This is a genomic window from Novosphingobium meiothermophilum, from assembly GCF_003171715.1.
GTDB lineage: Bacteria > Pseudomonadota > Alphaproteobacteria > Sphingomonadales > Sphingomonadaceae > Novosphingobium > Novosphingobium meiothermophilum.
This window is the reverse complement of record NZ_QGHL01000004.1, coordinates 249377-271121: the sequence shown is the minus strand read 5'-3', so window position 1 is coordinate 271121 and position 21745 is coordinate 249377. Positions and strand designations below refer to the sequence as shown.

Annotated in this window: 25 protein-coding genes; 16 read left to right on the top strand and 9 right to left on the bottom strand. The window is 65.0% G+C overall.

Translation table 11 applies throughout. The features are described from left to right. Window positions 1-120: 120 nt before the first annotated feature. The 10 genes from DKM43_RS01715 to DKM43_RS01670 all read left to right on the top strand — a co-directional run bounded on the left by DKM43_RS01715 (window position 121) and on the right by DKM43_RS01670 (window position 9513). On the top strand, window positions 121-978 hold the full coding sequence (locus tag DKM43_RS01715; RefSeq protein ID WP_109796743.1) for a GNAT family N-acetyltransferase: 858 nt from the start codon (window positions 121-123) through the stop codon (window positions 976-978). 3 nt (window positions 979-981) lie between these two features. Continuing rightward, on the top strand, window positions 982-2436 hold the full coding sequence (locus DKM43_RS01710; RefSeq protein WP_109796742.1) for an NAD-dependent succinate-semialdehyde dehydrogenase: 1455 nt from the start codon (window positions 982-984) through the stop codon (window positions 2434-2436). Window positions 2437-2493: 57 nt separating this feature from the next. Further along, window positions 2494-3573 (top strand): tartrate dehydrogenase, encoded by a 1080-nt coding sequence (locus DKM43_RS01705; protein ID WP_145960455.1) that lies wholly within the window; start codon window positions 2494-2496, stop codon window positions 3571-3573. A gap of 128 nt (window positions 3574-3701) precedes the next feature. Beyond that, window positions 3702-4496, top strand: coding sequence for a DUF4198 domain-containing protein (locus tag DKM43_RS01700; RefSeq protein ID WP_109796741.1), 795 nt, complete (start codon window positions 3702-3704; stop codon window positions 4494-4496). Between the two features lie 23 nt (window positions 4497-4519). Continuing rightward, window positions 4520-4903, top strand: coding sequence for a hypothetical protein (locus tag DKM43_RS01695; RefSeq protein ID WP_109796740.1), 384 nt, complete (start codon window positions 4520-4522; stop codon window positions 4901-4903). A 7-nt stretch (window positions 4904-4910) separates the two neighbouring features. Next, window positions 4911-5636 (top strand): HupE/UreJ family protein, encoded by a 726-nt coding sequence (locus DKM43_RS01690; RefSeq protein ID WP_109796739.1) that lies wholly within the window; start codon window positions 4911-4913, stop codon window positions 5634-5636. Between the two features lie 12 nt (window positions 5637-5648). Continuing rightward, complete coding sequence (locus tag DKM43_RS01685; protein ID WP_109796738.1) at window positions 5649-6272, top strand: hypothetical protein; 624 nt, start codon at window positions 5649-5651, stop codon at window positions 6270-6272. A gap of 175 nt (window positions 6273-6447) precedes the next feature. Continuing rightward, window positions 6448-7848 carry an aspartate aminotransferase family protein gene (locus tag DKM43_RS01680; protein ID WP_201739748.1) on the top strand — a complete coding sequence of 467 codons (1401 nt, stop codon included), beginning with the start codon at window positions 6448-6450 and terminating at the stop codon, window positions 7846-7848. A 26-nt stretch (window positions 7849-7874) separates the two neighbouring features. Then, window positions 7875-8372, top strand: coding sequence for an Lrp/AsnC family transcriptional regulator (locus DKM43_RS01675; protein ID WP_109796737.1), 498 nt, complete (start codon window positions 7875-7877; stop codon window positions 8370-8372). Beyond that, on the top strand, window positions 8365-9513 hold the full coding sequence (locus DKM43_RS01670) for a M20 aminoacylase family protein (protein WP_109796736.1): 1149 nt from the start codon (window positions 8365-8367) through the stop codon (window positions 9511-9513). The genes DKM43_RS01675 and DKM43_RS01670 overlap by 8 nt, the downstream gene beginning before the upstream one ends. A gap of 39 nt (window positions 9514-9552) precedes the next feature. Here DKM43_RS01670 and fghA read toward each other — a convergent pair whose 3' ends face one another. From fghA to copC, 4 genes are all read right to left on the bottom strand, one after another. Then, on the bottom strand, window positions 9553-10404 hold the full coding sequence (gene fghA, locus DKM43_RS01665; protein WP_201739747.1) for an S-formylglutathione hydrolase: 852 nt from the start codon (window positions 10402-10404) through the stop codon (window positions 9553-9555). A gap of 59 nt (window positions 10405-10463) precedes the next feature. Beyond that, window positions 10464-10835, bottom strand: a complete 372-nt coding sequence (locus DKM43_RS01660) for a VOC family protein (protein WP_109796735.1) — start codon at window positions 10833-10835, stop codon at window positions 10464-10466. Window positions 10836-10934: 99 nt separating this feature from the next. Beyond that, on the bottom strand, window positions 10935-11780 hold the full coding sequence (locus DKM43_RS01655) for a CopD family protein (protein WP_109796734.1): 846 nt from the start codon (window positions 11778-11780) through the stop codon (window positions 10935-10937). Window positions 11781-11804: 24 nt separating this feature from the next. Continuing rightward, the gene (copC, locus tag DKM43_RS01650; protein WP_109796733.1) at window positions 11805-12176 is read right to left on the bottom strand and encodes a copper homeostasis periplasmic binding protein CopC; all 372 of its coding nucleotides are present in this window, start codon (window positions 12174-12176) and stop codon (window positions 11805-11807) included. A gap of 139 nt (window positions 12177-12315) precedes the next feature. Here copC and DKM43_RS01645 point away from each other — a divergent pair, with 139 nt between their 5' ends. The 5 genes from DKM43_RS01645 to DKM43_RS01625 are packed head-to-tail and all read left to right on the top strand — an operon-like array spanning window position 12316 to window position 16460. Beyond that, the gene (locus DKM43_RS01645; protein ID WP_145960454.1) at window positions 12316-12573 is read left to right on the top strand and encodes a hypothetical protein; all 258 of its coding nucleotides are present in this window, start codon (window positions 12316-12318) and stop codon (window positions 12571-12573) included. Beyond that, window positions 12573-13010 (top strand): Spy/CpxP family protein refolding chaperone, encoded by a 438-nt coding sequence (locus DKM43_RS01640; protein WP_109796731.1) that lies wholly within the window; start codon window positions 12573-12575, stop codon window positions 13008-13010. The genes DKM43_RS01645 and DKM43_RS01640 overlap by 1 nt, the downstream gene beginning before the upstream one ends. A gap of 16 nt (window positions 13011-13026) precedes the next feature. Continuing rightward, window positions 13027-13596, top strand: coding sequence for an RNA polymerase sigma factor (locus DKM43_RS01635; RefSeq protein ID WP_109796730.1), 570 nt, complete (start codon window positions 13027-13029; stop codon window positions 13594-13596). 33 nt (window positions 13597-13629) lie between these two features. Beyond that, window positions 13630-15414, top strand: coding sequence for a copper resistance system multicopper oxidase (locus DKM43_RS01630; protein WP_109796729.1), 1785 nt, complete (start codon window positions 13630-13632; stop codon window positions 15412-15414). Further along, a complete protein-coding gene (locus DKM43_RS01625; protein WP_109796728.1) occupies window positions 15411-16460 on the top strand; it encodes a copper resistance protein B in 1050 nt (349 codons plus the stop codon). The genes DKM43_RS01630 and DKM43_RS01625 overlap by 4 nt, the downstream gene beginning before the upstream one ends. Window positions 16461-16500: 40 nt before the next feature. Here DKM43_RS01625 and nusB read toward each other — a convergent pair whose 3' ends face one another. From nusB to hisG, 3 genes are read right to left on the bottom strand one after another with little or no spacing between them, the layout of a single operon-like run. Next, complete coding sequence (nusB, locus tag DKM43_RS01620; RefSeq protein WP_109796727.1) at window positions 16501-16947, bottom strand: transcription antitermination factor NusB; 447 nt, start codon at window positions 16945-16947, stop codon at window positions 16501-16503. Further along, on the bottom strand, window positions 16944-18233 hold the full coding sequence (gene hisD, locus DKM43_RS01615) for a histidinol dehydrogenase (RefSeq protein WP_109796726.1): 1290 nt from the start codon (window positions 18231-18233) through the stop codon (window positions 16944-16946). Before hisD ends, nusB begins: the two co-directional genes overlap by 4 nt. Then, window positions 18233-18904 (bottom strand): ATP phosphoribosyltransferase, encoded by a 672-nt coding sequence (gene hisG / locus DKM43_RS01610; RefSeq protein WP_109796725.1) that lies wholly within the window; start codon window positions 18902-18904, stop codon window positions 18233-18235. Before hisG ends, hisD begins: the two co-directional genes overlap by 1 nt. A gap of 54 nt (window positions 18905-18958) precedes the next feature. On the opposite strand from hisG, the gene DKM43_RS01605 reads away from it, so the two are divergent. Next, on the top strand, window positions 18959-20008 hold the full coding sequence (locus DKM43_RS01605; RefSeq protein ID WP_236632324.1) for a DUF2332 domain-containing protein: 1050 nt from the start codon (window positions 18959-18961) through the stop codon (window positions 20006-20008). Here DKM43_RS01605 and DKM43_RS01600 read toward each other — a convergent pair. Then, a complete protein-coding gene (locus DKM43_RS01600; RefSeq protein ID WP_109796723.1) occupies window positions 20005-20892 on the bottom strand; it encodes an alpha/beta fold hydrolase in 888 nt (295 codons plus the stop codon). The genes DKM43_RS01605 and DKM43_RS01600 overlap by 4 nt on opposite strands. Then, window positions 20889-21707 (bottom strand): SDR family NAD(P)-dependent oxidoreductase, encoded by an 819-nt coding sequence (locus tag DKM43_RS01595; RefSeq protein WP_109796722.1) that lies wholly within the window; start codon window positions 21705-21707, stop codon window positions 20889-20891. The genes DKM43_RS01600 and DKM43_RS01595 overlap by 4 nt, the downstream gene beginning before the upstream one ends. Between the last annotated feature and the right edge of the window lie 38 nt (window positions 21708-21745).

Genomic DNA, 21745 nt, shown 5'->3' with positions numbered 1-21745 from the left:
GCAATATTGTTCCAAATCTTCCTCAAAACCAGCAGCTTCTTTTGAGAGCTGTCGGATAGACATGAGTCTAGCTGGACGACGCTTGTCGTCCATGTTTCGTCACAATGGCGGGAGCACCCGATGGCAGTTCAGGACACGACGCAGATCGTGCTGCGGGAGATGGCGCGGGAGGATATCCACGCGGTTGCCGATCTGTGCTTTGAACAGCAATGGCCCCACCGCGAGGAGGATCTGCAAAAGCTGCTGGCCATCGGCAGCGGTCTGGTTGCCGAAGTGGACGGCAAGATCGTGGGCACGATCATGGCATGGCGCTTTGGCGATGCCTTTGCCATGCTTGGCGTCATCATTGTGGCGATGGCGCATCAGGGCAGGGGGCTTGGCCGCCAGCTTGCCAGCGCCATGATCGATCGGCTGGGCGTGGGCACGGTCATGCTCAACGCCACCGATGAGGGGCTTGGCCTCTATGGCAAGCTGGGCTTTTCCGAGCTGGGCAAGATACGCCAGCATCAGGGGCTGGCCCCGGTGCAGCCGCTGGTGGCGCTTCGCCCCGGTGAGCGGGTCCGCCCCATGGGCGCGGCCGATGCCGATGCGGTCGAGGCGCTTTATTGCTCGGCCACGGGCATGGACCGCAAGGCCCTGCTCGATGCACTGCTGGCCGATGGCAGCGCGGTGGTGCTTTGCCGCGAACATGTCCAGACCGGGTTTGCCGTCATGCGCCGGTTTGGCCGGGGGTGGCTGATCGGCCCCGTGGTTGCGCCCGATCTTGCCGGGGCAAAGGCGCTGGTGGCGCACTGGCTGGGAACGCAGACCGGCAGCTTCTGCCGGATCGATGTGCCCGATGCCAGCGGGCTTGGGGCCTGGCTTGAGGAAGTCGGACTTCCGGCTGTCGGTCAGGTTACGCGCATGGCGCTTGGCCCGGCTCCCGTCCCCGGCCATGATGCCGCCCTCTTTGGTCTTGCTGCACAAGCGCTAGGTTGAACAATGCTGACACTTTCCGACCCCACACTGCTGCGCGAGGCAGCTTTCATCGACGGCGCATGGATCGGGGCTGGCCTCCCCGCCCTTGAAGTGACCAACCCGGCCACGGGAGAGGTGATCGGCACCGTTCCCGATTGCGGCAGGGCTGAGACCGAGGCCGCCATCTCGGCAGCGCAAGCCTCGTGGGGTGAATGGCGCCGCCGCACGGCGGGAGAGCGCGCCGCGCTGCTTGAGGCATGGCATGCGCTGGTGCTGGCCAATATCGATGACCTTGCCCGGATCATGACTGCCGAACAGGGCAAGCCACTGGCCGAGGCGCAGGGCGAAATCCGCTATGCCGCGACGTTCATCAAGTGGTTTGCCGAGGAAGGGCGCCGCGTTGGCGGACGCAACATTCCATCGCCCGAACGCGACCGGCGCATCATTGTGCTGACTGAACCGGTGGGCGTATCGGCAGCGATCACGCCGTGGAACTTTCCGGCTGCCATGATAACGCGCAAGTGCGCCCCGGCGCTTGCGGCGGGTTGCCCGGTGGTTATCAAGCCATCGGAGATGACGCCGTTCACCGCGCTGGCGCTGATCGAACTGGCCGTGCGCGCTGGCTTTCCCAAGGGCACGATCAACCTGCTCACCGGGATGCCGAAGGCCATTGGCGAGGCGATCACGGCAAGCCCGGTGGTGCGCAAGCTCTCGTTCACCGGTTCCACCCGCGTGGGCGCCCTGCTGATGCGGCAGAGCGCCGACACGATCAAGCGGCTGAGCCTTGAACTTGGCGGCAATGCGCCGCTCATCGTGTTCGACGATGCCGATCTTGATCTGGCGGTGAAGGCGGCGATGGCATCGAAGTTCCGCAATGCCGGCCAGACCTGCGTATGCGCCAACCGCATCCTTGTTCATGCACCGATCTATGATGATTTCGCGGCACGTCTGGGGGCAGCGGTTTCGGCGCTCAATGTGGGCAACGGCATGGACGGGGACGCCACCACCGGGCCGCTCATCAACCGGGCCGCTGCCGAGAAGGTGGCCTGCCATGTCGAGGATGCCCTGACCAAGGGGGGCAAGGTGCTGTTTTCGGGCAAGGGGGCGCAAGGCGGCAACTTTGTCCGCCCGGTCGTCATTGCCGAGGCCAATGCCGAGATGCGCCTTGCGCGCGAGGAAACCTTCGGGCCGGTGGCGCCGCTGTTCCGGTTCGAGACGGAGGAAGAGGCCATCGCGCTGGCCAATGATACCGAATACGGCCTTGCCAGCTATTTCTACACGTCCGGCCTCGATCGTGCATTCCGCGTTGCCGAAGCGCTGGAGGCGGGGATGATCGCGCTGAACACCGGATCCATCGCGATGGAAATGGCGCCGTTCGGCGGGGTCAAGCAATCGGGCCTTGGGCGTGAGGGCGGCACGCTTGGCATCGAGGAATACCTTGAAACCAAAGCCTTCCATATCGGCGGTCTCAAAATCTGACGTCTCCGGTCCCGGCATCGCCGGATCCGGCATGAGGCGGCTTCACAGGGGAATCACATGAGCAGCAATATCCGCAAGCACACCATCGCGGTGATCCCCGGTGATGGCATCGGCAAGGAAGTCATGCCCGAAGGCATGCGCGTGCTGGAAAAGGCCGCCGCGCTCTATGGCTTCGAGATCGATCAGAAATGGCACGATTTCTCCTCGTGCGATTACTATGCGCGCCATGGCCGGATGATGCCCGAAAACTGGAAGGAGGAGATCGGCCGTCCGGACGCGATCTTTTTTGGCGCGGTGGGCTGGCCCGATACCGTGCCCGATCACGTCTCGCTGTGGGGATCGATCATCCAGTTCCGCCGCGAATACGACCAGTATGTGAATCTGCGCCCGGTGCGGCTGATGCCGGGCGTGCCCTGCCCGCTGGCCGGGCGCGAGCCGGGTGACATCGATTTCTGGGTGGTGCGCGAGAACACCGAGGGCGAGTATTCGGCCGTGGGCGGCATCATGTTCCCCGGAACCGAGCGCGAACTGGTGATCCAGGAAACGGTGATGACACGCGTGGGGGTTGACCGCGTGCTGCGCTATGCCTTCGATCTGGCGCAAAAGCGCGAGCGAAAGCACCTGACCAGCGCCACCAAGTCGAACGGCATCGCCATCACCATGCCCTATTGGGACGAGCGTGTCGAAGCCATCGGGGCCGAATATCCCGATGTCAGCCACGACAAGTATCATATCGACATCCTGACCGCGCAGTTCGTGCTGAACCCGGACCGCTTCGATGTGGTGGTGGGATCGAACCTGTTCGGCGACATTCTTTCCGACCTTGGCCCTGCCTGCACCGGCACCATCGGCGTTGCTCCATCCGCCAATATCAACCCCGAAGGCAGGCATCCTTCGCTGTTCGAGCCGGTCCATGGTTCGGCGCCCGATATCGCCGGGCAGAACATTGCCAACCCTGTGGGCCAGATCTGGTCGGCGGCCATGATGCTGGAGCATCTGGGCGAGACCGAGGCCGCTGCGGCGATCATGCGCGCGGTGGAGCAGGTTCTGGCCACCCCTTCGGCCCGCACCCGCGATCTCAAGGGCGCGGCCAATACCCAGGAATGCGGCAAGGCCATCGCAGAAGCGCTGGCATAGGCACGAACTGCAAGAGCGCCCGTGCAGGGGGCGACAAGTTCTGCTGCACGGGCGCCGATCCTCAGGGAAACCTGTCGATTGGAACTGTCTTTCGGGCAAAAATGCCGGGCGCGAGTCATACTCTTGTCATGCCGGAACAGCCCGGCGCGCTCATCCGAAAGGCCATCATCGTGCGCAGGATTTCCTCCTATATCTCGGCCGTTATTGCGGTGGCCACTGTCGCCACCGCTCTTGCCTCATCCGCTGCCAGTGCCCACGCGATCTGGTTTGCCCAGCGCGCCAAGCAGCTCGCCATGGTCTATGGCGTTGGGGCGGACGATCTGGATGCGGTCAAGCGGATGCCGCTTGTCACCGCGGTTGCGGGCTACGACGCTGATGGACTTCCGGTAACGGCGACGCTGCGCGCTGCGGGCGCGATTCCGGTGGTTGACAGCGACGAGCCGCTGGCCGTGGTTGCCGCCGCCATGGATTATGGCGTTTGGTCCAAGGATGGCGCCGGTGTGTTTCACAACAAGGGCCATGACGAGATCAAGGACGCCACGGTCAGCGAGCACAATTTCAAGTATGCCGTCCACATCAACCAGTTGCCGAAGAAGGGCGTCCCGCTTGTTCCGGGGCACAAGCTGCAACTGATCCCGGCTGACAATTTCATCCCGCAGTCGATGGGCCAGCCCATCCGCCTTCGTGCCTTTTACGATGGCAAGCCCGCAGCCAACGTGGATATCCTGCATGACTATGTGAACGATCCGGATCAGACGCCGTCGAAGACCGACGCGCAGGGCTATGTCACGCTGCCGGTGCGCAATCAGGGGCTGAACGTGATTGTCGGCATCCTTGTTACCGGATCGGACAATCCGGCCAGATACAGGCAGATGGAACACCGCGCATCGCTGTCATTCGTGCTGCCGCACCTGCCGGAATGAATCCAGATTCGGGGAGAATTGTCATGAATATCAAGAAGATCGCCACAGCACTGGCGGGCCTTTCGCTCATCGCGCTGCCGGTGGGCGCCAGCGCCCATGGTTCGATGAAGCCGCAGCATGGCGGGATCGTCACCATGACGGGCGAAACGGTGATCGAACTGGTCCGCGCGCCCAAGGGTGTGGATGTCTATATCACCGAAGAGGACGAGCCGCTGGCAGCGTCCGGCTTTGCCGGAAAGCTCATCGTGACAGCAGCAGGCGCCAAGGCAGAGACCGCGCTGGTATCGCAGGCCGGCAACAGGATGTCCGCGCCGGGGCTGAAGATCCCGGCGGGCGCGAAGGTGGTCGTCGCGCTGACCGCCAAGGGCAGCGGGGCCAAAACCCTGGCATCCTTCACGGTGAAGTGAGGCCCCGATGGCCCGCCCAGCCGCCCGTCCGCTTCTGCAAGGACTGCTGCGAGGGGCCGGGTGGGCCATCGCGCTGTTCATCATCATCGCGCTGAAATCCGCTGCCTTCGCCCATGGTGTGGGCGAGGACGACCGCGCCTTCATCGAAGGCGCATCGGGCATGGCCATCGGCCCCTACATGTATCTTGGCGCCAAGCACATGGTGACGGGCTACGATCACCTGCTGTTTCTGGTGGGGGTGATCTTCTTTCTCTACCGGCTGAAGGATGTCGGGACATACGTGACGCTGTTCGCCATTGGCCACAGCACAACCCTGCTCATCGGTGTTCTGTTCGACATTCGCGCCAACCCCTACATCGTCGATGCCATCATCGGGCTTTCTGTGGTCTACAAGGCGCTCGACAATCTGGACGCGTTCCGCACCCTGTTCGGCCGTGCGCCCAATCCCAAGGCGGCGGTGCTGATCTTCGGGTTCTTCCACGGCTTCGGCCTTGCCACCAAGCTCCAGGAACTGACCCTTGCCAAGGAGGGGCTGGTGCCCAACCTGATCAGCTTCAACATCGGGGTGGAACTGGGCCAGTTCACCGCACTGGGGGCTATCCTCATCGCGATGAACCTGTGGCGCTCGACCGGCAGTTTCCGGCGCAGCGCGATTGCCGCAAATGCCGCGCTCATGTGCGCGGGCTTTGTTCTCGTGGGCTACCAGCTAACCGGTTATTTCACCAAGACCTGATGAGGCAGATCAATGACCCAGACCATGACCGCAAATCCGGTGGGTTCGATCGAAGCATCGCCCCGCACGCTTGCCAAGGCGACCGGCGGGGCCTTGCTGGCGGCCGCGGCGATTGTCGTGCTGTTCGTGATGCCTGCCGAATACGGGATCGATCCGACGGGCTTTGGCCGCATGATCGGCATTGCCGGCATGGGGGCAGGCAGCAAAGATGAAGCTGCCCCTGCCCCTGGCCCTGCGGAGGCACCGGTTGGCGGCCCTGCGGCTCTGACTGTGCCGACGAAGGATACGATCATTCGCCAAGGCGATTTGCGCAGTGATGAGATGACGATCACCCTTGCGCCGCACAGCGGGCAGGAAGTGAAGGCGCACATGCTGGAAGGGCAGAGCTATGTCTTCGAATGGTCTGCCAAGGGCGGGCCGGTGAAGGTGGATATGCACGGCGAAAGGCCCGATGCCGCCGAGGGCGAGTTCACCAGCTACTGGGCGGAGAAGGCGCTTACGGGTGGCAAGGGCGTGTTCACCGCGCCGTTTGCGGGAACCCACGGCTGGTATTTCCGCAACAAGGGCGAAACGCCCGTGACGGTTACGGTAAAGACGGCGGGCTTCTACAACGATCTGTTCCTGCCGCAGGGATAGGCGCGGCGCTGTCACCCGCAGGCAGGCGCACCCGGCGGGCAAAGTGTCGCGGCATTTTCTGCCGTGCGCATTGCCGCCAAAAGCGGGGCACCGTTCATTCCCCGCCGCATTCGGGCAAACCCGCTTCGGCCGCTGACTTAGGCTGGGCCGCGTGATAGACAACGGACAAGCCAAGATGACCCACCCGACCAATCGCTCCCTCGTCGAAATGGACCGCGATCACCTGATCCATTCGGTGACATCGTTCCGCGGGCATGAACAGCATGGCGCCATCGTGCTGGAAGAGGGCAAGGGCATGTGGCTGACCGATGCGGCGGGCAACACGCTGCTGGATGCCTTTGCCGGGCTGTGGTGCGTGAATGTCGGTTATGGGCAGGAATCGATTGTCGAGGTGGCGGCAGAGCAGATGCGGCGTCTGCCCTATGCCACCGGTTACTTCCACTTCGCCAGCGAACCCGCCATCCGGCTGGCGGCGGAACTGACCGCCGCGGCCCCGGCCGGGCTGGATCACGTGTTCTTCACGCAGGGCGGGTCGGATGCGGTGGACAGCGCGATCCGCTATATCGTTCACTACTGGAACGCGGCCGGGAAGCCTGAGAAGAAGCACTTCATCGCGCTGGAATGGGGCTATCACGGATCGAGCAGCCTTGGCGCGGGGCTGACCGCGCTGGGCAATTTCCATCGCAACTTCGATCTGCCGCGCCCGTGGCAGCATCACATCGCATCGCCCTATCCCTACCGCCATCCGCAGGGCCACGACGATGCGGCGGTGATTGCCTCGACGGTTGTCGCACTGGAAGCGAAGGTTGCGGAGCTGGGCGCCGAGAATGTGGCCGCCTTCTGCTGCGAACCCATTCAGGGTTCGGGCGGGGTGATCGTGCCGCCGCGCGGCTGGCTCAAGGCCCTTCGCGAGGCATGCACCCGGCTGGGCATCCTCATGCTGGTGGATGAGGTCATCACCGGCTTCGGTCGCACCGGGCCGCTGTTCGCCTGCCTCGACGAGGATGTGTCGCCCGATTTCATGACCACGGCCAAGGGACTCACGTCGGGCTATGTGCCGATGGGCGCTATGTTCATGGCCGATCATGTCTATCAGACCATCGCCGATGCAGCCCCGGTCGCTCTGCCCATCGGGCATGGCCAGACCTATTCGGGGCACCCCGTGGCGGCGGCCGTGGCGCTGGAAGTCCTGCGGCTTTACCGCGAAGGCGGCCTGATGGAAAACGGTCGCAAGACCGCCGAACGGCTGGCATGGCACATGGAACGCATCCGCGTGCATCCGCTGGTGGGCGATGTGCGCTATCGCGGGATGCTGGGCGCAATCGAGCTGACGGCCGACAAGGCGACGAAGGCAGGCTTCGATCCGGCGCTTGATATCGGGGGCCGCCTGTCGAAGCTGACATATGCCAACGGGGTTATCGTGCGCTGCTTTGCCAATGCGGTGCTTGGCTTTGCACCGGCGCTGTGTTGCACGATCGAGGAAATGGACATGATCTTCGAACGGGTGGAAAGATCGCTGGACCAGTTGCTTGAACAGCCCGATGTGGCTGCTCTTGTGGCCTGTCACACGGCCTGACCACAGCCGGACAAGGGGGAACTGCCATGCTGCCGGGACCAAAGCTCGACCGGATTGATCTGAAGATCCTGGCCAAGCTCCAGCAGGAGGGGCGAATTACCAACGTGGAACTGGCCGATGCGGTCGGCCTTTCGCCAAGCCCCTGCCTGACGCGGGTGAAGCGGCTGGAGAAGGCGGGTTACATCAGCGGCTATGGCGCCCACGTGAACTTCAACAAGCTGGGCGAATACCTGACGGTTTTTACCGAAGTGACGCTGAGCGAACACCGTCAGGGCGATTTCAGCCGGTTCGAGAACCGCATCGTCAAGCTTGACGAGATCGTCGAATGCCATCTGGTTTCAGGCGGATATGATTATCTCCTGAAGTTCGTGACGCGCGGTGTGTCGCACTATCAGTCGATCATCGAAAGCATGCTGGAAGGCGATTACGGCATCGAGAAGTATTTCTCCTACATCGTCATCAAATCGCCGTTCATCAAACAGAAGTTCCCGATCCAGAGCCTGTTCGGCCAGAACCATGGCTGAGATTGCCGATCCTGTTCCCGATCTGGTGGCCCTGCGCCGCGACATTCACGCGCATCCCGAACTGGGTTTCAGCGAACATCGCACCGCGCGCGTGATCGCAGCGGAACTCGCAAGGCTGGGCCTTGAGGTGCACGAAGGCATCGGCAAGACCGGGGTCGTGGGCGTGCTGAAGGGCAGGCGCAAAGGCACGCGCACGCTTGGCCTGCGCGCCGACATGGATGCCCTGCCCATCCATGAACAGACCAACCTGCCCTGGGCCAGCACCACGCCCGGAACCTTTCACGGCTGCGGGCATGACGGCCATGTCGCCATGCTGCTGGGCGCGGCGCGCGTGCTTGCCGCCGATCCCGATTTTGCCGGGACGCTGAACTTCATCTTCCAGCCCGCCGAGGAAGGGCAGGGCGGCGCGCGCGTGATGATAGAGGAGGGCCTGTTCGAGCGCTTTGCGTGCGATCGCGTCTATGCCCTGCACAACTGGCCGGGGCTTCCGGCGGGCACGATCAGCACGCGCCCCGGACCGATCATGGGCGCGGCCGACAAGTTCCGCATCACGCTGACGGGCAAGGGCGGCCATGCCGCGATCCCGCATGACACCCCCGATGCCATCCTTGCGGCGGCATCGCTGGTGCAGCAGATCAACACGATCGTGGCGCGCGATGTGCCGCCTTCGGCCAACGCGGTGTTATCGGTGACGCAGATTCACGGCGGTCATGCGCACAACGTGATCCCGGCTGAAGTCGTGGTCAGCGGCACGGTGCGCACTTTCGATCCCGCGGTGCAGGACCGGATCGAGGACCGGATGCGCGCGATGCTGAAGGGCATCGAGGCCAGCTTCGAGGTGCAGTGCGCGCTGGATTACGACCGCTATTATCCGGCCACCATCAATGATCCCGCCGCTGCCGCCGACGCGCTGGCGGTTGCCGCCACGGTTGCCCATGCCGAACTGGCGTCCGAACCCGCGCCCACATCCGAAGACTTCTCGTTCATGCTGCAACGGCGGCCCGGTGCCTATATCTGGCTGGGGCAGGGCGCTGCCGATCACGCCGCCCCGCTGCACAATCCGCATTATGATTTCAACGATGCGGTGATGGAAACCGGCATCCGGCTTCATGTCGCGCTGGCGCGGCACTGGCTTGTCTGACGGCCAGGAGCCTGTCCGAAGGCAGGGCTTGTCTGAAGATCAGGCTTTCAGCCGGTCCGCGTGCCAGCGGATATGATCGTCCATGAAGGTGGAGATGAAGTTGTAGCTGTGGTCGTAGCCCGGCTGCATCCTCAGCGTGAGGTCGATACCGGCCGTCTTGCAGGCATTGGCAAGCAGTTCGGGGCGCAACTGTTCGGCCAGAAAGGCATCGGCATCGCCCTGATCCACCAGCACCGCGCCCGCGGGACGCCTGCCATCCTCGATCAGCGCCACGGCATCGTGCCTGCGCCATGCGGCCCGGTCATTGCCCAGATAGCCGCCCAGCGCCTTGTGCCCCCACGGCACCTGTCCCGGTGCAACGATGGGCGCAAAGGCTGAAAGCGAACGGAATCTTTCGGGATGGGTGAGGCCGAGCGTCAGCGCGCCGTGACCGCCCATCGAATGGCCGGTGATGCCCATGCGGCCAAGGTCCACCGGGAAGTTCGCCGCGAGCAGCGCGGGCAGTTCCTTGGCGATATAGTCCCACATGCGGTAATGGGCGGCATAGGGTTCCTGCGTGGCGTTGACATAGAAGCCCGCGCCCAGCCCAAAGTCATAGGCGCCATCGGGATCGTCGGCCACGCCTTCGCCGCGCGGCGATGTGTCGGGCGCCACGAAGACGAGGCCATGTTCTGCACAGGCCCGGCGATACTCGCCCTTGTCGGTGACATTGGCGTGTGTGCAGGTCAGCCCTGAAAGGTAGATGAGCACCGGCAGGTTTTCCTGCTGCGCCGCGGCGGGCGGGAGGAAGACCGAAAAGGTCATCCCCGTGCCCGTCGATGCCGACGCGTGCCGGTAAACGCCCAGCGTTCCGCCATGCGCCTTTGATGTCGATACGGTTTCGATGCTCATCTGCCTGTGTTTTCCTGTGGCCGTGTTTTCCTGTGGCCGTGCTTTCCTGCGCTTGCCGGTCAGGCGATGATATCAAGCGCGCAGAGCTTGTTGCCCGACGGATCGCGCAGATAGGCAAGGTAATAGGGCGAGCCTTCGCGCGGGCCCGGCGGGTCTTCGCAGGCCGTGCCGCCATTGGCGACGCCTGCTGCGTGCCAGGCATTTGCCTGTTCGGGCGACATGCGGAAGCCGATTGTGCCGCCGTTGGCGCCGGTTGCAGGTTCGCCGTTGATGGGCTTGGTCACGATGAACAGGCCGCCGTTGTGCTGATAGATCAGGCGGCCCTTGGGATCGATGATGGCTTCCGGTCCGCCGAAGGCGGCAAAGGTGGCATCGTAGAACTTCTTGGCGGCGTCGATATCGTCGGCGCCCACCATAATGTGGCTGAACATTCGCACTCTCCCTTGGGCAGGTCGTTGCCGCAAAGAGAGCTACGCCATCGCCCGGAGCGGTCAAGCACCCGCGCGGGAAATCTTTATTGCCAATCTGCCTCAGCCGTGGGGATCGATCACGCCCAGCATGGCGACGACGCCCACAACGCCAAGCCCGGCGGCCAGTTCCGAGAGGACCGAAAGGCGCAGACGGCGCATGGCCTGCGGCTGTGCCCGTTCGAGCGCCGGAACCACGCGCCAGCGGTTGTTGGCCGCCAGCGCCAGCATCAGCCCGAACAGGCCGAGCTTGAGCGCCAGCAGCCCATGCCATGGGCCGGGGCGCGGCCAGAGCGATCCGGCAATGGCAAGCGTGTTTGCCATTCCCGTCAGCACCAGCACGGCGACGGCAATGCTGCCGGTGCGGGCAAATGCGGCAAGCGCGGGGATATCCGGCCCGGCGCGCGAGATCGCTCCAAGGGCAAAATCGACCAGTGCGGCAATCCACAGGGCGGCCGCCAGAAGATGCAGCGCATCGGCGGCGCGGTGCAGGCCATGCTCGCTTGCCCCTGCGTGCCCGGTCAAGGCGATGGTGGCAAGCGCGGCGGCCCCTGCCAGCCCCATCACTGGCAAGCGCAGGGCCTTGAACGGGGCCGCTGCCGCTGCGATCACGGCAAAAAGCGCCACCAGGCGCCATTCCATGACCTTGCCGAGCGGCGTTGCGGCCAGCACCATGTCGACCGTTGGCTGATCGAGCGCGGCGATGCCCGTGCCGGTCATCGCGGCGATGCTTTCCAGCGCCCACCAGGCCGAAGCCGCAGCCGCAAGCATCGCCAGCACCGCCATGCCGGTTCGCTCAAGGCCAGACAGCAGGCGGTTTTGCAGCAAGCGGTGCAGGGGCCATCCCGCCACGATCAGGAGCGCGAAGCATGCCGCAGCACGCGACAGGACGAGGCCCTCACTTTCCACCTTTGCGGTTCGCCTTCCGGCCGATCAGCGGACGGTGAAGCTGTATTTGCCTTCGATGCGGTGCTGATCGCCCGCAACCGCGTGCCAAGTCAGGTCATAGCTGCCGGCGGGAAGCGGGCGGGGCAGGGTCACGGTCAGCACCTTGCCGGTAACGGCGGTCTGGAAGCCCTTGATCGGCATGGGGGCGTGGTTTGCCATTCCGGGCATTCCGGTCATGACCAGTTCGATGCCCGAAAGCGGGGCGACGAGATCTTCCGAGAAGGTCAGGGTGAGCTTGGTCGGCTTGGCCACGGCGGTGTTCGCCGCCGGGCTTGACGAGACAAGCTTGGGATGGGCGAGCGCCGGGGTGGCGATGAGGGCGAGTGCCGGTGCGGCAAGGAGCGAGAGAAGACGCATTGGAAGTCCTTTCATCCGGGATCTTGCTGGCTTTACGCAGGGCGCTGGCCGATCCCTCGTGCAAGGCGGAAAAAATTGCCATGAGGGATTTGCCGCATCCGCGCGTATAGGGGGCAGGTGGAACGAGGGTATGGTGGCCATGGCCGATATTGATGAACTTCTTGGGGTGCTGGCCCACCGGGCGGTGCCTCCGGCGCTGGGTTCACTGGAGGGCAGTGTCCTTGCCGGGCTGGCGGAACGGCGCGAGCGGGCAAATGCACGCCGCGCGATGGCGGCCGCGCTGCTGGTGGCCGCGTTCGTGGGCGCGTTCGGCTCGGTCGTGCCATCGGCCCCGGCACAGGCCGAGCCGCTGTTCGGCATTCCGGCGGGCGCGCCATCGCACCTTCTGGCGGACTGATGGCGCCGGTGCTGCGCTATGTGCTGGTGGCGGTGCTTTCCGCCGCGGTTGCGCTGGGGGCCAGCCATCTGGCGCAGGGCTGGATGCCCGCGCGCCACGGCAGCGAACTGCACCAGCTTGTGCACGGAAAGCTGAACCTGACGCCCGACCAGGATCGCGAAATCCGGCGGTTGGAGCAGGACTTCGCCAAGACCCGCAAAGGTCTGGATGCGCGGTTGCGGGCGGCCAACATCGCGCTGGCCAAGGCCATCGAGCGCGAGCACAAGATCGGCCCGCAAGTGACGGGGGCAGTGGATTCATCGCATATGGCGATGGGCGAATTGCAGAAGGCGACGCTGGCCCATGTCTTTGCCATGAGGGCCGTGCTGACCCCGCAGCAGCAGGCGATTTTCGACCGCGAGATCAGCCGCGCGCTGACATCGGCGGACGGACACTAGACGCCCTCGGACGCCGATGAACCGCCCCGGCGATGACCAGGACGACCACGCACTGGTCAGGCGCGCGCTTTCCGGTGAGCAGCAGTCCTATGCCGCCCTGATGGCCCGCCACCGCGAGGCCGTGTTCCGGGTGGCGCGCCATCATACCGGTGACGAGGCCGAGGCGCTTGACCTGACGCAGGAAGCCTTCGTTGCGGCCTTTGCGGCGCTGACTCGGTTTGATCCGGCACGGCCGTTCCGTGCGTGGATCCTGCGCATCACGATCAACAAGTGCCGCGACTGGGCGCGCCGCCGCGCGGTGCGCCGCATGTTGCGCTTTGCGCTGCCTCTGGAAGATGCGCGCGATGTGGCCGATGCCGGGCCTGATCCGGAAGCGGCGGCGATTTCGGCGCGCGAAGTGGCGCGGATCGGCGCGGCGGTGGCAGCGCTTCCGGCAAACCTCAAGACCCCGCTCATCCTGTGCCGTCTGGAAGGGATGAGCATGGCCGAGGCGGCGCAGGTTCTGGGCATCAGCGAAAAGGCGGTGGAAACGCGGATCTATCGCGCCCGCCAGAAGCTTTCCGAAGATTTCATGCGCAAAGCCTGAGGGATCGGCGGCGCGCCCGCGTATCAGCAGGCAATGGACAAGCCGCTTCTTCTCGATCGTCGCCGTCTGCTTGCCGCAGCAGGCGCGCTTGCTGCAACACCCCTTGTGCCCGCATGGGCGCAATCGGGGCATTCCGGCCATGGCGGCGCGGGCCATGCGCGCAAGGCAGGGGCGATGGCCGGGCGCAACACCGGCGGCATGCTTTCGGGCGAGAGCATCGCGCTTTCAATCGGCGCGGCAAGGTTCGGGGTGGGCAGGCGGTCCGCGGCGGCAGTGGCGGTGAACGGTTCGATCCCCGCCCCGCTGATCCGTCTGCGCGAAGGGCAGAACGTGCGCATTGCCGTGACCAATACCCTTGCCGAGCAAAGCTCTATCCACTGGCACGGGCTGCTGGTGCCCTTCCACATGGACGGGGTGCCGGGCGTATCCTTTCCCGGCATCGATCCGGGCGAAACCTTCGTTTACGACTTTCCGATCCTGCATTCTGGCACGTTCTGGTATCATTCGCATTCGGGGATGCAGGAAGCCCTGGGGCTTTACGGCCCGATCGTGATCGACCCGGCCGAGCCTGACGGCGCTGCGCCGTTCGAGCGCGAATATGTGCTGATGCTGGCCGACTGGAGCCCGACCGATCCGCACACGCAGCTGCGCAAGCTCAAGACCATGGGCGGTTATTACAACTGGCAGCGCCAGACCGTTGGCGGGCTGCTGAAGGGCAAGGACCAGAACCTGAAGGAGCGGCTGGAGTGGGCGAAGATGCGCATGGACCCGGCCGACATTTCCGATGTGACAGGGATTACCTATTCCTACGTCATCAATGGCCATGACAGCGAAGCGAACTGGACCGCGCTGTTCGCACCGGGCGAGCGAGTGAAACTGCGGATCATCAACGCTTCATCGATGACCAATTTCAACTTTCGCATACCGGGCCTTGCCATGACCGTGGTGGCGGCTGACGGGTGCGACGTGCAGCCGGTTGAGACCGACGAGTTTCAGATCGGTATTGCCGAGACTTATGACGTGATCGTTCAGCCGAACGAGGCCGCAGCCTTCGCCATCATTGCCGAGGCGATCGACCGTTCGGGGCTGGTGCGCGCCACGCTGGCGCCGCAGATCGGCATGGCAGGGGCAATTCCGCCCAAACGCCGCCGCCCGATCCTGACCATGCGCGACATGGGCATGGACATGAGCGGCATGGACATGGGCCAAGGGGGCGAGATCGATCTTTCCAAGCCCGCGAACGAAAGCATGGACGGCCATTCCATGAAGATGCGTGATCTTTCGCTGGCGCCCGGCGTGAAGCCGGGGCCGGGCGTGGCGACGATTTCTCCGATGCCTGCCGACCGGCTGGCCGACCGGCCGACCGGGCTGGAAGATGTGGAGCACCGCGTGCTGACCTATGCCGACCTGCGATCCCGCAAGCCCAACCCCGACCGCCGCACGCCCAGCCGCCAGATCGATGTGAACCTGACCGCCAACATGGAACGCTACATGTGGTCCATCGACGGGCAGACAATTTCGAGCGGCGGCCAGCCGATTCCGTTTCGCGAAGGCGAAAGGGTGCGCGTGAACCTCATCAATCACACGATGATGCCGCATCCCATTCACCTGCACGGCCACTTCTTCGAACTGGTGACGGGCGAGCCGGGCAACCGCCCCCGCAAGCATACCGTCAATGTGCTGCCCGGCGGCAAGGCGAGCTTCGATCTGACCGCCGATGCCGTGGGCGACTGGGCGTTCCACTGCCACATGCTGCTGCACATGCACGCCGGGATGATGCGCGTGGTGACGGTGCGGGCCGCCGGAGACGCGGCATGAAGCCCGTGTCGTTCGCCGCGCTCTTGACGGCGGCGGGCCTGGTGGCCTCTGCTCCGGCGCTGGCCCAGGATGCCTCCGATCCTCACGCAGGCCACGACATGGGCGCCATGGGCGCCATGGATCATTCCATGCACCAGATGCCCGCTGCCGCTCCGGCAGGCGCGCCAGACCCCCATGCCGGGCACGACATGGGCGCCATGGATCAGGCAGCGCAAAGCGATGAGACTGCCCGGATGGATCATTCGACGCAGACGGATCATTCCGCGCACATGGACCATGCAGCGGCTTTGGCCATTCCCGACAGCGAAGTGGGCAATGCTCCGCCGCCGCCCGTGCCCACCGATCATCCTGCCGATGCCTTCTGGGACAAGGCACGGATGATGCGCGCCCGCGCGGCCCTTTCAAGGGAAGGGGCGTTTTTCGGCAATGCCCTCATCCTTGACCGGATGGAGCACCGCAGCCGCAACGGAAAGGGCGGCTATGCCTGGGAGGCGACCGGCTGGATCGGCAATGATTACGACCGGCTGGCCTTCGACACGCAAGGCGAAGGCACTTATGGCGAGCCGCTGGAGCGCGCCGAAGTGCGGGCGGCATGGCGGCATGCCTTCGATCCTTGGTGGAACTTCGAACTGGGGGTGCGGCAGGACTTTGGCCACGGGCCGGACCGGACCTATGCCGTGGCAGGGTTTCGCGGCCTTGCGCCCTACTGGTTCGAGGTGGGCGCACATGCCTTTGTTTCGAACAAGGGTGACGTGCATCTGCGCATCGATGCCGAGCATGACATGCGGCTTACGCAACGGCTGATCTTCCAGCCCGCCATCGAGATAGACGTGGCGGCGCAGGACGTGCCCGAACTGGGCATCGGGGCAGGCATCGAGAAAATCGAACTGGGCGCGAGGGTGCGCTACGAGTTCGCGCGCGAGTTTGCGCCCTATGTGGGCGTTCACTGGGAACGCAAGCTGGGCCGCACGGCGGGCTTTGCCCGTGCCGATGGCGAATCGCCATCACAGGTCAGCGCGGTGGTGGGCCTGAGGATGTGGTTCTGACGTGGGACGCGGCGGGGCGGCCGCACGAGAGGCAAGTCTCCTAGCGCACGTCCTTCGCCACGGCATCAAGCACGCCGTTCACGAACTTGGCTTCGCGGTCCTCGAAGAAGGCATGGGCCACATCGACATATTCGGTGATGACCGTGGCCACGGGCACGTCCTTGCGGGCGAGCAGTTCATAGGAACCGGCGCGCAGGATCTGGAGCATGGTCTTGTCGAGCCGGGCCAGCGACCAGCCCTTGGCCAGCTTGGCCGAGAGCAGCAGGTCGATCTCGTTGCGGCGGGCATCGACGCCCTTCACCACATCATCGAAGAATGCGACATCGGCCTTGAGGTATTCGACATCCTCGATTTCGGCGCCCAGCCGGTGCTGGTGGAACTCGTCCAGCAGAAGGTGGAGCGGGGTGCGCTCCATGTCGATCTGATAGAGTGCCTGAACGGCAGCGAGCCGCGCGGCGGCGCGGGCCTTTCCGGAAATCTGGGTCACAGGCCAAGCCTCAGTTCGATGGAGCGCGCGTGGGCGGCAAGGCCCTCGGCCTCGGCAAGGGCGATGGCAGCGGGGCCGATTGCGGCAAGCGCCGCATCCGAGGCGGCGATGAAGCTGGTGCGTTTCATGAAATCCAGAACGGAAAGGCCCGACGCGAAGCGCGCACGGCGCCCTGTGGGCAGGACATGGTTCGGCCCGGCAATATAATCGCCGACGGCTTCGGGGGTCATCCGGCCAAGGAACACCGAACCGGCATGGCGGATGCGGTCGAACAGGCTTTGCGGATCGTCGGTGGCGATCTCCACATGTTCAGCGGCCAGCGCATTGGCAAGCGCGGGGGCTTCATCCAGCGAATCTACCACAATGATGACGCCGTGATTGTCCCAGCTTGCCTTGGCGACGCGCGCGGTAGGCAGCATGGCGATCTCGACGCCCACCATGTCTGCCACCTGATCGGCAAAGGCGGCATCATCGGTGATGAGGATGGATTGCGCGACGGGATCATGTTCGGCCTGGCTCAGCAGGTCTGCCGCGATCCACTGCGGATCGTTCCTAGCATCGGCAATGACAAGGATTTCCGAAGGGCCGGCAACCATGTCGATGCCGACAACGCCGAAAAGCTGGCGCTTGGCCTCTGCCACCCAGGCATTGCCGGGGCCGGTGATGACATCGACCGGCCTGATCCGTTCGGTTCCATAGGCAAGCGCGGCAATCGCCTGCGCGCCGCCGACGCGCCACACTTCGTCGGCTCCGGCAAGGTGGGCGGCGGCCAGAACCAGCGGGTTTGCCTCACCCTTGGGCGTGGGAGTGACGACGACCAGCCGCCCGACGCCCGCTACCTTGGCGGGGATGGCGTTCATCAGCAGCGAGGAGGGATAGGCCGCCCGCCCGCCGGGCACATAGAGACCGGCACCGTCCACCGCGCTCCAGCGCGCGCCGAGCCGCATTCCGGCCTCGTCGGTGTAGTCGCGGTTTTCGGGCAACTGGGCGCGGTGATAATCGCGGATGCGCTGCGCGGCGAGTTCCAGCGCGGCGCGCAGATCGGGCTTGAGCGCATCGAAAGCCTCGCGGCACTCCTCGGCGCTGATGCGCCAGCCATCCGCGGCCGGGGCATGGCCATCGAAGCGGGCGGTATATTCGGCCAGCGCATCACCGCCGCGCAGTCGCACGTCCTCAATGATGGTCTGCACATCGCGCGCCACGCTTTCATCGCTTTCGCGCCGGTCCTTGACGAGGCGGGCGAAGTCGCGGGCGAAATCGGGATCGCCGGAGTGGAGGCGCAGCATCAGGCAGCCTGCCTTTCCGCCACGAGCGCGCGGAAGGCATCAACCAGCGCGCCGAGGCGGGCGCTGTCGGTCTTCAAGGCGGCGCGGTTGACGATCAGCCGGGCCGATACGGGCATGATACGGCTGGTTTCGACAAGGCCGTTTTCCTTGAGCGTGCGCCCGGTGGAGACGAGATCGACGATACGGCTGGCAAGGCCCAGCGACGGGGCGAGTTCCATCGCGCCGTTGAGCTTGACCACTTCGGCCTGCACGCCCAGCTTTTCGAAGTGGCGGCGGGTGAGGTTGGGATATTTCGTGGCGACGCGGGCGTGGCTTTCGCGGGCATTGGCCCCGCTTTCCACCATGGCGACGGGTTCCGCCACCGACAGGCGGCAGTGGCCGATATCAAGATCGACCGGCGCATAGAGATCGGCATAATCGAACTCGTCGATCACGTCCGATCCGACAATGCCGGCATGGGCCGCGCCATGGGCCACGAAAGTTGCCACATCAAACGCGCGGACGCGGATGATCTTCACGTCGGGCCGGTTCGTGGCAAAGGACAGCGCACGCGAAGCCTTGTTGAAGAAATCGGCTTCGGGCACGATCCCGGCCTTCTCCAGCAGTGGAAGGGCCTCGTCGAGGATGCGGCCCTTGGGCAGGGCGAAAACGAGCGGTGCGGCGGTGGACATAACCCGCCGCCCATATGGCAGGGCTGCGCAAAGGGCAACCAAATGAACCCGATCATGGAGATCGAAGAAGTCGCAAGAGCCATAGAATGGCAGGCAGATCACGCCGCGAACAACGGTGCGCCCTGCACGGGCCGCGTGGTGCGGGCGCAACTGCGCCTGCTGGACGGGGCAACGCAGGTGGGCAGGCGAATCGCTTCCTGGCCGGGAAAGCCGCTGGAGGACGCGCTGCCGCTGCGGCTTGCGGGCGGACACCATAACCTTGTGCTGACGGGCCGGGATACGCGCCTTGGTCCGGTCTATCGCGGCGAACTGACCGATCAGGCAGAGGTTGATGCGCTGGTGCTGTCGGTCACGCGCGAACATGACGCGGACCTTCTGCCATGGCTAGACGGACCGCCGCAGACCAACGAGGCGGGGCGTTCGGCCTCGATCATGGCTGCGCTGCTGTGGCTTTCGCAGCGGCTGGGGCCGCACTTCGAACTGAACGAACTGGGCGCAAGCGCGGGCGTCAACACGATGATGGAGCGCTTCTTCTTCGATCTGGGCGGGACAAGGGCCGGACCGGAAGAATCGCCCATGCGCATCATACCGGAATGGCGCGGGCCGCCACCGCCGCAGGCAGGGGTTGAAATCACCGGGATCAGAGGGTGCGACCGTGCGCCGGTGAACCTTGCCGATCCGGAAGCGGCGCTGCGGCTCAAGTCCTATGTCTGGGCGGAAGTGACCGAACGGATCGGACGGATCGATGCCGCCATCGCGCTGGCAGGCCGCAAGGCGCCCGACGTGCTGCCGATGGACGCGGCCGAGTTTGTCGCACGGCGTCTTGCCGCGCCGCAGGCAGAAGGCACGACGCGGGTCGTGTTCCACTCCATCGTCTGGCAATATCTGCCGGGGGAAACCCGCACCCGGATCGAGGAAATGATGGCCGCGGCAGGGCAAAGGGCCGACACGACGCGCCGGCTGGCCTGGGTCATGCTCGAAACCAACCGCCAGACCTTCCGCCACGAACTGAGCGTGCGATACTGGCCCGGTGGGGCGGAGCCGCGGATCCTCGGCACCGCCCATGCCCATGGCGCGTGGGTGGAGTGGTTCGGGCTGGACTAGCCAAGAAACCGGTCGAGCGCGGCGTTGACCGCTTGCGGCGCTTCCCACGGCACGAAGTGGCCGCAATCGTGCACCTTTTCGAGCGTGAGATTGGTGACGAGGCGCTCCATCCCGTCAAGGTTACAGGGCGGCAGGGCCATGTCGTCCATCGCCCAGATCACCAGCGTGGGAATGGCGAGCGGGGGCAGCGGAGCATCAGCATAGCCTTCGGGCAGTTCGAAGGGCGCGTCCATCGGCGGCACGGCCATCGGACTGGCGCGATACCAGTTGAGCATGGCAATGGCGGTATCGGGGTTTGCCCAGTCCCGCAGCAGGGCATCGCGTTCGGCATCTTCGAGCGCGGGCGAGCGCTTCCAGTCGAGCGCCTTGAGCAGCAGCGCGCCCAGACCGTGTTCGCGCACCAGCGCATCGTTCGCAGGATCGCGGAAGGCGCGCATGTATTGGCTGGCGGCACGCTGCTGCGGATCGGTCCAGAGCAGGCGGGGGAAGATCACCGGGTGCGGCGCATTGGCGATGACCGCGCGGGTCACGCGCGTGCCTTGGCCTAGCAGGGCAACGCCCCAGGCAATCGCCCCGCCCCAGTCGTGGCCCAGGATGGTGAATTGCCCCACGCCCAGCGCATCGGCGAGCTGGAAGATATCGGCCACCAGTTTGTCGGGGGTATAGTTTTCCACCCCTTCCGGCCTGGACGATCCGCGATAGCCGCGCTGATCGGGCGCGATGCAGCGGAAGCGCGGGGAAAGGTGGGCAATCTGGTGGCGCCAGGTGCGGTGGCTTTCGGGAAAGCCGTGGAGGAAGATCAGGACGGGGGCGTCCCTTGGCCCCGTATCCCACACGTCGAGTTCGATGCCGCTGGCAAGTTTCACAAGGGTCAAGTCGGTCATTCGGGGGCTTCCTCGTTCATGCGTTGGGCATAGCCGGCGGCAACGACCGCGGCCATGCGATCGTGCAGGGCATCCGGTGTGCGGCGCAGTTCGCCGATTTCCTTCTCCATGCCTTCGCCCATGATGATCTCGCGCTCGTCGACCGCGATGGCATCGAGCATCTGGCGCGCGGCCTGATCGGGATCGAGGCCGTTCTCGATGGCGGCATCGCTGATTCCGCGGCGTGAACCATCGGCGGTGACGGCATTGCGCGAAACATCGGTGCGGATCGAGCCGGGTGCAATCACGTGCACCTTGAGGCCAAGACCCGCCACTTCGGCGCGCAGGGCATCGGAATAGCCGAACAGGCCGAACTTGGCCGCGCTGTAGCCGGTGCGCATGGGCGAGCCGACCTTGCCTGCGATGCTCGATACCATGACGATCCTGCCGGACCCGCGTTCGGCCATGCGCGGCAGCATCGCCTGCGTCAGCGCGATGGGCGCGAGCAGATCGACCGCGATGATGCGCTCATAGACCGGAAAGGCCGTGTTCACGGCCAGCGAGCGCTGCGAGATGCCAGCGTTGTTCACCAGCATGTCGACGCGGCCCTGCCATGCCCATGCCTGATCGGCTGCACGGGCAGCGGCGGCATAGTCGGTCGCCTCGAAGGGCAGGACCAGCGCATCACCGCACTGATCGGCAACTTCGGCCAGCGCTGCCTCGTTGCGCCCCGAAAGGACAAGCAGCGCGCCTTCGCGCGCCAGCGCCCTCGCCAGCGCCGCACCGATGCCGGAGGACGCCCCGGTAATCCACACCACCAGCCCCGCAAATGCCATCCGCCTGATTTCCCGTGTCAAGCGAGTCTTAACCGACC

Bases quoted from the DNA above. Each gene is read 5' to 3' on its own strand.
- DKM43_RS01715 (WP_109796743.1), top strand. From the start codon at position 121: ATGGCAGTTCAGGACACGACGCAGATCGTGCTGCGGGAGATGGCGCGG.
- DKM43_RS01710 (WP_109796742.1), top strand. From the start codon at position 982: ATGCTGACACTTTCCGACCCCACACTGCTGCGCGAGGCAGCTTTCATC.
- DKM43_RS01705 (WP_145960455.1), top strand. From the start codon at position 2,494: ATGAGCAGCAATATCCGCAAGCACACCATCGCGGTGATCCCCGGTGAT.
- DKM43_RS01700 (WP_109796741.1), top strand. From the start codon at position 3,702: ATGCCGGAACAGCCCGGCGCGCTCATCCGAAAGGCCATCATCGTGCGC.
- DKM43_RS01695 (WP_109796740.1), top strand. From the start codon at position 4,520: ATGAATATCAAGAAGATCGCCACAGCACTGGCGGGCCTTTCGCTCATC.
- DKM43_RS01690 (WP_109796739.1), top strand. From the start codon at position 4,911: ATGGCCCGCCCAGCCGCCCGTCCGCTTCTGCAAGGACTGCTGCGAGGG.
- DKM43_RS01685 (WP_109796738.1), top strand. From the start codon at position 5,649: ATGACCCAGACCATGACCGCAAATCCGGTGGGTTCGATCGAAGCATCG.
- DKM43_RS01680 (WP_201739748.1), top strand. From the start codon at position 6,448: ATGACCCACCCGACCAATCGCTCCCTCGTCGAAATGGACCGCGATCAC.
- DKM43_RS01675 (WP_109796737.1), top strand. From the start codon at position 7,875: ATGCTGCCGGGACCAAAGCTCGACCGGATTGATCTGAAGATCCTGGCC.
- DKM43_RS01670 (WP_109796736.1), top strand. From the start codon at position 8,365: ATGGCTGAGATTGCCGATCCTGTTCCCGATCTGGTGGCCCTGCGCCGC.
- fghA (WP_201739747.1), bottom strand. From the start codon at position 10,404: ATGAGCATCGAAACCGTATCGACATCAAAGGCGCATGGCGGAACGCTG.
- DKM43_RS01660 (WP_109796735.1), bottom strand. From the start codon at position 10,835: ATGTTCAGCCACATTATGGTGGGCGCCGACGATATCGACGCCGCCAAG.
- copC (WP_109796733.1), bottom strand. From the start codon at position 12,176: ATGCGTCTTCTCTCGCTCCTTGCCGCACCGGCACTCGCCCTCATCGCC.
- DKM43_RS01645 (WP_145960454.1), top strand. From the start codon at position 12,316: ATGGCCGATATTGATGAACTTCTTGGGGTGCTGGCCCACCGGGCGGTG.
- DKM43_RS01640 (WP_109796731.1), top strand. From the start codon at position 12,573: ATGGCGCCGGTGCTGCGCTATGTGCTGGTGGCGGTGCTTTCCGCCGCG.
- DKM43_RS01635 (WP_109796730.1), top strand. From the start codon at position 13,027: ATGAACCGCCCCGGCGATGACCAGGACGACCACGCACTGGTCAGGCGC.
- DKM43_RS01630 (WP_109796729.1), top strand. From the start codon at position 13,630: ATGGACAAGCCGCTTCTTCTCGATCGTCGCCGTCTGCTTGCCGCAGCA.
- DKM43_RS01625 (WP_109796728.1), top strand. From the start codon at position 15,411: ATGAAGCCCGTGTCGTTCGCCGCGCTCTTGACGGCGGCGGGCCTGGTG.
- hisD (WP_109796726.1), bottom strand. From the start codon at position 18,233: ATGCTGCGCCTCCACTCCGGCGATCCCGATTTCGCCCGCGACTTCGCC.
- hisG (WP_109796725.1), bottom strand. From the start codon at position 18,904: ATGTCCACCGCCGCACCGCTCGTTTTCGCCCTGCCCAAGGGCCGCATC.
- DKM43_RS01605 (WP_236632324.1), top strand. From the start codon at position 18,959: ATGGAGATCGAAGAAGTCGCAAGAGCCATAGAATGGCAGGCAGATCAC.
- DKM43_RS01600 (WP_109796723.1), bottom strand. From the start codon at position 20,892: ATGACCGACTTGACCCTTGTGAAACTTGCCAGCGGCATCGAACTCGAC.
- DKM43_RS01595 (WP_109796722.1), bottom strand. From the start codon at position 21,707: ATGGCATTTGCGGGGCTGGTGGTGTGGATTACCGGGGCGTCCTCCGGC.